We start from the raw sequence: 6,000 nt of genomic DNA on the forward strand, positions 1-6,000 counted from the left end.
GTCGCTAAATAATCGGCAAACCGGATGGCACTTAACCGCCACCGCTTCTCGGTCCCACAAAACACCAGAACGTAGGAGACGCTGAAATGGCGAAAAGCCGGTCAAGGTGAGCTCCGCGCGACGAAGGCAGAGGTGGATTGCGCAACCGTCCGCGCGAAAGACGCTCAGAAGCTTATAGGTGAGTGACGTTCTGCTCTTATGTCCGGCGTGGATCGCCGAGCACTTTTGAACACTGATCCCCAATATCAACGGCAGCTCGCACTGACATAAACAGCGGCACGGGATCCCAATGCATTTCCGTTTGTAAAAACCGACCCCGACGAACTGTTGCCCGGGCGCACGCCGTATGCAAGAGGAGGAAGTCCGGCACGGAGACAGCAATCCATTCCTGCAAATCATCAATAGCGATGCCGGACAATCTGATGCGACGGACAGGTAAAAGCACCGCCGCACGACCGCAGCGTAAACCTCTCACTAACTCAGCGCCCCATCCGGACCGGGCGTGTGCAACACGTTCACAGGAGCAACGCTACACCACGCACCGTACAAGCACGTCGACGTCACCGTGTTGCGGAGGACGCAGTCGACAAGACACGTGAGTCATTCTTTAGCAATCTAGCAGTCACCTGGTTGGAGTGCTTGCCAGAGCAAAGAATCATCGGATAACTATGCGCGCCTTAAGCGCGCAAGGAGACAAGAGCATGCGAACTAGTTCGAATCCCCTGGAATCAACGCGAGATGTCCAGCATGTTGAGACGCCCGCCATCGGCGCCGGGGCGTGGATGGTCCTCGCCTCAGCATTCGTCGGCTGGATGTTTGACGCAATGGATCTGCAGCTCTTCACAATGATCATGCTGCCTGCCCTTCGCGACCTGCTGGGATCCTCTGGAAGTAGCGCAGCGCAGATAGGCGGCCTGATCATAGGTGCGAAGCTGCTGAGCTGGGGCGTCGGCGGAATCGTTTTCGGCGTCCTTGCCGATCGCGTCGGGCGTGCACGTGTCATGCTCGCAACGATGGTCATCTATTCGATATTCACCGCAGCCAGTGCACTCGCACAGAATTGGCATCAGTTGCTGGTGTTGCAGATGATTTCGGGGCTCGGCATTGGCGGAGAGTGGGCCGCTGGGGCGGCTCTCGTCGTCGAGACATGGCCCGAAAGGCATCGGGCCAAGGCCGTTCAGGTGATGCAGGCCGTCGGAGTTTTTGGGCTTATCCTCGCTTCTGTACTTGCGATCGTCATGGCGGGTCTGGGTTGGCGCTGGATATTGGCATTGGGCGCAGCCCCAGCGGTCGTCAGCCTCGGTTTGCGCCTTGTTACGCCCGAATCGGCTCGATGGAAGCGTTCGCATGAAGCCGCCCTCCTTCACCGGGGACCCAGAATGGGTTCGCTCTCGGAAATATTCGGAAAACCGCTGAGGCGTCGAACCCTGGTTGGCTCACTGATTGCCGCGGCGATGATGATTGGTAGTTGGGGCGGGGCAGTCCTGTTCCCGGTTCTATTACAGGTCATGTCTCCTGGCCTCAGCGCCGCAGAACTGACTCACCAGACGGGCACCACTTTCATGGCAATGAATGCAGGCGCCGTGCTCGGTTTCGCGTCGACGCTAGTCACGGTATGGCTACTGCCCCGCATATCGCGGCGCGCCGTGTATGCCGGCTATTGCGCAGGTGCATGGACTACAACGATTTTTCTCTATACCGCCGGCACTACCCTCCCCCTCTTTCGCCTAGCGATGTTCGTGTTCGGCTACTTTGCTATAGGTGGGTTCGGTATCGTTGCCCTGTATTTGACTGAGCTCTTTCCCGGGCACTTACGCGCGACCGGCCAAGGGTTCTCGTGGAACGTGGGACGGCTCTTCACTGCTATCGGCCCGCTAACGATTTCCGCGGCGTCCGAGACATTTGGGCTCAATGCCGTTGGGATCGCGATTGCGAGCGCGTTCGGCATCGGTCTTGCGGCCGTCGCATTCGGACCGGAGACGGGCCGCTAGAGAAAGCACGGGAATTGGTGTGGGCCGAACGCCATCTTCAAGAAGTCAACGGCGATCTCTAACAAATCCACGATGCGGAGCATCGTTGCGTGGTCGTAAAAAACAAAGACAAAAATCTCAGGAACATGAGGAGACGAAATGAAAGCAAAGATAAACTTTGCGGCGACGATTGCCGTGCTTAGTAGTGCAGTGTATGCAGAATCGTCAGTGACGCTGTACGGCGTCATCGATTCTGGATTTCTATACCAAACCACGTCGGCGTCTTCGTTCGCATCGAAAGCACCCAACACGGGGGCTGTCGTCCAGCTTAAGGATGGCGGAATCTACCAAAGCATCTGGGGCGTTAAGGGTAGCGAAGAAATCGGGAACGGCTATAAAGTGAATTTCAAGCTGCAGGGTGCGTTCAACAGCGGAAATGGTAAATCGGGTTTGGGCGACACGGCAGACGAAACGGCAATCTTCAACCAGCAGTCAACTGTAGGAATATCGGGCCCGTTTGGCACATTCGACGCTGGCAGGCAGTTCACGCCGATGATCTATGCAATGGCGGACACCGATGTCCGCTCCGCGCAGTACTTCGGCAGCATCCTTACCGCGTGGCTGGGCATGAATCAGGCGGCGGGGTGGCAAGGTGCGAGTACGAACGGCCCGCTCGGCGCATTATGGGACAGTAATGCGCTTGTATATCAATCGCCGAAGATCTACGGGGTCTCGCTCGCGCTGGAATACGCACCGGGTGGAGTGCCAGGGCAAATCCAGGGGCGCACGCGAGAGTCGGCCGTTTTGAAGTATGCGAATTACGGTCTCAATCTGTCTGCCGTCTACTACAACGGGCACGATACGAACCCCTCCCCCACAACTGTGCCGGCCGGAGTGAGCAACAACCGCTTTTACTACCTGGGCGCGATGTACACATTTCATAGCCTTTCTGTAGCCGGTTCGTACGGCGTTGGAAGGAACCCGGCAAACCCCGGTCGGGTGGATTACGAACTCATCTCCGTCGGTGTGGGATACAGAGTCTTCCCGACCTTGAAGTTGACTTCCGGGTATTACCACCTGAAGGACAGGAACGATGGAGTCAACCACTCAACTGAGGTTGCAATTGGTACCGAATATAGCTTATCCAAAGCCACTTTAGGTTACGTTCAGGTCGGTTACGTACACAACAAGGGAACAATGAATCAGGCGATTACGTACGGTGCGCCAGTTGCCCCTGGTGTTTCGACTACCGCTGCGATGATTGGCGTGCGCCATAACTTCTAGTACGACGACTACCAGCAATTGGAGGATTCAATGAATGCTGCTCAAATACTGAAACTGGTCGTCGGCGCGATAGCCGTAATTGCGACCCTAAATGGATGGTCCCAGACCAGCGAGCCAGCCAATCCCACCGGATCAACCGGAATCGGACCAAACACGGTGCGAGGAACGGCTTCAGCATCCAATCGTGCTCTACGCAAGCGGACATACGCCGCCCTGGCAAAGCACAGCGAGATTGACGCCGGAAGCATTAGCATTACCGCGAAAGATGGGTAAGCGCGCAGCAAACCCGCCTTGACGGATTGCGCTAGTTGACTATCACAGGCGGACGCCAGCGATGCGGCAGCAATGCCGAGATGTCGCTGGCCTTGTGGGTCGGCAGCCGCGTGAGGATGTCTTTCAGATAGGCGTGCGGGTCGTGGGCGTTGAGTTGGGCCGAGCGTATCAGGCTCATGATGGCGGCAGCACGTTGGCCTGCTCGTAGCGAGCCGGCGAACAACCAGTTGGCCCTTCCGATGGCCCATGGGCGGATCTGGTTTTCGACCCAATTGTTGTCTATGGGCACATGCCCGTCGTCGAGATAGCGCGTGAGCGCTTCCCAACGTTTGAGGCTGTAGTCCAGCGCTTTCGCAATCGCTGAACCCTCCGAAACCAGCTTACGCTGCGCCACCATCCATTCATAAAGTGCGTCACACACCGGTTTGGCCCGGCTCTGCCGGAGTTTGCGCCGCTCTTCGGCATCCAGCACTGCAGCGTCGCGCTCGATATCGTAAAGCGCAGCGAAGAACGGCATGGCCTGTCCAGCGACGTGGCTGCTGTGATTGGCATGCAGGTCGAAGAACTTGCGCCGTGCATGCGCAGCACATCCGATTTCAGTGATGCCCTGCTGGAATCCGGCCTTGTATCCGCCATAGTCGTCGCACACCAGCTTGCCCTGCCAGTTGGCGAGGAAGGTGCGGGCATGCTCGCCTGCGCGGCTGTCTGCGAAGTCGTAGACCACCGCGCGCAGATCACTGAAGTGCGTGGGCGTATACGCCCACAGGTACGCCCGGTGTGTCTTCCCTTTACCTGGACTAAGCATCTGTACCGGTGTCTCATCCGCGTGCAGCACACCCTGCTGCAAGAGTTCCTGATGCAGGGCATCGACCAGTGGCTGCAACTGTGCGCCGCACGTGCCGACCCAGGCACCCAATGTCGATCGCGGTATTGCCAGACCCGCCCGCGCAAAGATCTGTTCCTGACGATACAGGGGAAGGTGGTCAGCGTATTTGGCAACCAGCACCGAGGCCAGCAGCCCCGTGGTCGGGATGCCCTTGTCGATGACGTGTGCGGGCACTGGCGCCTGAATCAGCGTTTCGCAGCTCTTGCATACCCACTTGCCACGGATATGCCGCTCAACCGTGAACACGCCCGGCGTGTAGTCCAGCTTCTCGCTGATGTCCTCACCGATGCGCACGCGCTCGCAGCCGCACTGGCATACGGTGCTATCCGGCTCGTGGTGGATCTCTGTGCGCGGCAGTTGCGCTGGCAGTGATGCGCGCTTCGGTTGCTGGGATGACTGGTCGGCGGTGGCTTGCGGCTGAAGCTGCTCGAGTTCCAGTTCAATGGCGGCCAGATCCGCGTCGATCGCTTCTTCCAGCAGGCTCATCTGCTCGCTGCTGAACTGTTCGCTGCGCCGGCCAAACTGCAGGCGCTTGAGAATGGAGATCTCGTGGCTCAGCTGCTCGATACGCGTCTGCCGGTAATGCAGTTCGCGTTCGTTCTCTTCGACCTCCCGCGTCTTCTCCTCAATCTCCCGGTCTCTGTCCTGCACCTGGGCAATCAGCTGCGCGGCGAGCGTGCGCAACTGTTCCGGGCTGAGGGCGTTGAGGTCGGCGGGCAGGTTCATGCAAACCAGTCTGCCAGAACCCCTGGCACCATGGAAGCGCAACAGTTAACGTCCCTGTTGGCCTCATACGACGCGAATCACACCGTTCGGGCCGATGCGCTGCCACGGCAAACCGACCACCAGACCTGCGAGCTGCTCCTGTGTGAGTATGTGTTGCTTTGGTTCGCTGCCAGCGTGCGGCCAGACGAACTGTCCCTCGTTCAGCCGTCGCGCTGCCAGCCAGATCCCGATTCCGTCGTGAATCAGCACCTTCAGGCGATTGGCCCGCCGGTTGGCAAAGAGGTAAGCATGGTGCGGATGTGCAGCGCCGAACACCGTGATCACGCGCGCCAGTGCCGTATCGAAGCCGGCACGCATGTCCAGCGGGTCGACTGCCAGCCACACTTCATCAATGCGGATCACGCGAGCCACTCTCGCAGCCAGGCGGCGCATTGCGCTGCCTCTGATGTCGGCCAGCTAACCGTAATCGACTGGTCTGCGCGACGCACTTCGACGCGAATCTCAGCCGTACGCGCGCTTCTCGTCTCAAGCGGCAACGGCACAAATGCCGGTGCCGCTTGAGACGGCGCCGCCACGTCGCTACGCGCCACCAGCACGCAATCGTTCCTTTCGGCCTGCTCTACCCAACGTCGCAGCAGATTCGCGTTCAGCTTGTGGTGCAGGGCGATCGCCGCGAGCGACACCCCGGGGCCCTGGCAAGCTGCCACCACCTGGGCTTTGAACTCGACGCTATAGCGCCGGCGTCGACGACGGCCAGGTGGCGCTTCTTCTTCGATAGTGTTCACGTGTCCACCTATTTAAGTGGATACGATGCTCCCAAGACCTTCAATGCAACTCAAGACGGGATGGCTAGGCGCTTAC

At 58.9% G+C, this 6,000-nt stretch carries 5 protein-coding genes; 2 read left to right on the forward strand and 3 right to left on the reverse strand.

Annotated elements, in window-relative coordinates; all coding sequences use genetic code 11:
* Positions 1–701 precede the first annotated feature (701 nt).
* A complete protein-coding gene (locus BLQ92_RS38210; protein ID WP_176860805.1) occupies positions 702–1,991 on the forward strand; it encodes an MFS transporter in 1,290 nt (429 codons plus the stop codon).
* 138 nt (positions 1,992–2,129) lie between these two features.
* Entirely contained in the window at positions 2,130–3,254 is a 1,125-nt protein-coding gene (locus BLQ92_RS38215; RefSeq protein WP_090695925.1) for a porin, read from the forward strand.
* Positions 3,255–3,558: 304 nt separating this feature from the next.
* Here the strand turns inward: BLQ92_RS38215 and tnpC are convergent, their stop codons facing one another.
* From tnpC to tnpA, 3 genes are all read right to left on the reverse strand, one after another.
* Entirely contained in the window at positions 3,559–5,139 is a 1,581-nt protein-coding gene (gene tnpC, locus BLQ92_RS38220) for an IS66 family transposase (protein ID WP_090680246.1), read from the reverse strand.
* 63 nt (positions 5,140–5,202) lie between these two features.
* Complete coding sequence (tnpB, locus tag BLQ92_RS38225) at positions 5,203–5,541, reverse strand: IS66 family insertion sequence element accessory protein TnpB (protein WP_175772483.1); 339 nt, start codon at positions 5,539–5,541, stop codon at positions 5,203–5,205.
* Positions 5,538–5,924 carry an IS66-like element accessory protein TnpA gene (tnpA, locus tag BLQ92_RS38230; protein WP_244106250.1) on the reverse strand — a complete coding sequence of 129 codons (387 nt, stop codon included), beginning with the start codon at positions 5,922–5,924 and terminating at the stop codon, positions 5,538–5,540. The genes tnpB and tnpA overlap by 4 nt, the downstream gene beginning before the upstream one ends.
* Positions 5,925–6,000: the final 76 nt, after the last annotated feature.

The organism is Paraburkholderia phenazinium, assembly GCF_900100735.1.
In the GTDB taxonomy this organism is placed as follows: Bacteria; Pseudomonadota; Gammaproteobacteria; order Burkholderiales; family Burkholderiaceae; genus Paraburkholderia; species Paraburkholderia phenazinia.